The 2,579-nt window shown below is 41.5% G+C and carries 1 protein-coding gene; it reads left to right on the top strand.

The window, feature by feature from the left end; genetic code table 11:
* Window positions 1-637 precede the first annotated feature (637 nt).
* Window positions 638-2,482, top strand: a complete 1,845-nt coding sequence (gene ltrA, locus F6K51_RS36030) for a group II intron reverse transcriptase/maturase (protein ID WP_293030658.1) — start codon at window positions 638-640, stop codon at window positions 2,480-2,482.
* Window positions 2,483-2,579 lie beyond the last annotated feature (97 nt).

Genomic DNA, 2,579 nt, shown 5'->3' on the forward strand with positions numbered 1-2,579 from the left:
GTATCTGGGCGACCGAAGAAGGCGCTCAAGGAAGTGGAGGCTCCGTAACCTTCCTATAAGCTAGGGTTCAAGCAAAGTTCCTACCCGAAGGGGTACTACGAGATGGATATTCCGGCATTAGCTAGAATAATCCCGAATCGTTTTATCTCACAGCTAGAGGGTAATGCGTAACCAGTAACTTATACCGCAAGCCAATGGGTCGTTAAGGAAAGAACCAATAGGTTGACGAAAGGAATCGTTGATTGAAGCGTCGTAATAATTGATACTCCTACTAAAGCGGTAATGGGAGTAATAGCTCCAAGAGTTAATCCAGTAGATATTGGATAACTGAGAACTCCACGGACTCGGCGTAGAGACGACAGCCTATAGTTCGAATCTTCCTTGTGTGTAACCGGGTAAGCCGAGATTGAGTCCCTAGCTTAGGTCGATAGATAGGGTAGCCCAATCGTAAGAAAGGGTATAACTCTCAATCCGGTAAAAGTCTGAACCAAGCTAAAGCCAACACAGTGAAAACTAACGGGAAAGCGCTAAAGCGTATAACCGGTTGGATAGAGGAAATCCCTCAACTCGTGCAGAGTGCTGAATTTCAGAACTGATTCCGAGGGAGGAATATAATACATTTTCATCCTTAATTGTAATGGAAAAGATAGAACCGAACCCAAAGAACGGTATCGTAACTGAACAAACTACCCACTGGCACTCCATTAATTGGAAGAAAGCCTACAGGGAAGTCAGGAAATTGAGACGTAGAATATTCCGCGCGACTCGTGAAGGCGATTGGAAAAAAGTGAACAAGCTGCAACGCCTGATGCTACGCAGCTACTCAAACATACTCATAGCCGTGAGACAAGCCTCCCAAATTAACAAAGGGAAAAACACCCCTGGCATTGACAAAATAGCAAAATTAAATCCAGAAGCCAGGGGAGAGTTGGTCGATGCTCTAAAAGATTACAAGGCTTGGAAACCAATCCCGGCAAAACGAGTATATATTCCCAAACCTAATGGTAAGAAACGCCCCCTGGGAATACCTTGCATGATTGATAGATGTATTCAAGGTATCGTCAAGAATGCATTAGAGCCTCAATGGGAAGCCACCTTTGAACCATCCTCATATGGCTTCAGGCCAGGCAGAAGCACCCATGACGCAAGACAAAGGATATTCAACAACATTAAGGGCGAAAACAATAGAAAGTGGTGGGTATTAGACGCCGACATCTCCGGATGTTTCGATAATATTGCACATAAACCACTTTTAGACACATTAGGGAAATTTCCAGCCAAAACTTTAATAGCCCAATGGCTTAAAGCAGGATACATTGACAACAATGTATTTTTTGAATCAGATTCAGGGACTCCACAAGGGGGAATAATCAGCCCAATACTTGCAAATATCGCTCTACACGGCATGGAAAAGGAGTTGGGAATTAAATATATATGGCGAAAAGATACTAGAAAAAAATCCGGAGGATATTGGGACAACATATCGAAAAGAGCATTCATCCGCTTTGCCGATGACTTCGTCATCTTAACTGAAAGCGAAGAAGATGCAGCGAACGCTAAGATAATCATTCAAAAATGGTTAATCAAAAAAGGCTTGAAACTCTCAGACGAAAAAACCCAAATACAACATCTAACACAAGGATTTGACTTCCTCGGATGGAATTTTAGGAAATATAAAACAACCGCCAGAAAAACCGGATTGGTAACCCTCATAAAACCTTCCAAAAAAAATATCAAAAAGTTCAAAGAGAACTTGAAAAAGGAATTTAAAAGATTCAAAAGCTTATCACAAGAACTGATAATTAATAAACTTAATCCTCAAATAAAAGGATGGGGAAATTATCAGGATGGAGTGGTAGCCCAAAAAACCTTTAATTCCTTGGATTCATACATATTCTGGAAATTAAAAAGATGGGGGAAACGGAAACATCCCAAAAAAAGCTGGAACTGGATATCCAAAAAATACTTTGGAAAGCTATGTCCCGGCAGGGATGACATATGGGTATTCGGAGACAAATCCTTAAAAGAAGTATATCTTCAAAAACTCGCCTGGATTCCTATAAAACGCCATACTCTCCTGCAACATACAAACAGCCCAGATGACCCTGACTTAAAAGAATACTGGGAAGAGCGCAAAGCTAAACAAAGAGAAAAAACGGCAAAAGGAAGACTTTCTGCGGGGAAGGATAAAATAGCAAACAGACAGAACTATATATGTCCTGTTTGCAATCAATCCTTAGGTATAAGTGATGATTTACACATACATCACATCATACCAAAACACTTAGGTGGGAACGACCGGTATGATAATCTAATATATTTACATGCCGATTGCCACCACTCCATACACGCCTTGGGTGCCTCCAATCCCGACATACAGGAAATGCTGAAAGCCGGGATAAAAAAACCCTCTTTGAAACGGAACAAAAACCAAAAGGTACAAAACCGTAAACCTAAGAAAAGAGGAGGTAATGATAAATGAGTTCTAAAGGAATTGGTCGCGCCGTGTACTTGGAGACTTGTTCGCACGGTGCCAAGGGGACGAAACAGGAGTAATCCTGTCGATTTACCCAATCCTT

It is taken from the genome of Moorena sp. SIO3I8, assembly GCF_010692325.1.
In the GTDB taxonomy this organism is placed as follows: Bacteria; Cyanobacteriota; Cyanobacteriia; order Cyanobacteriales; family Coleofasciculaceae; genus Moorena.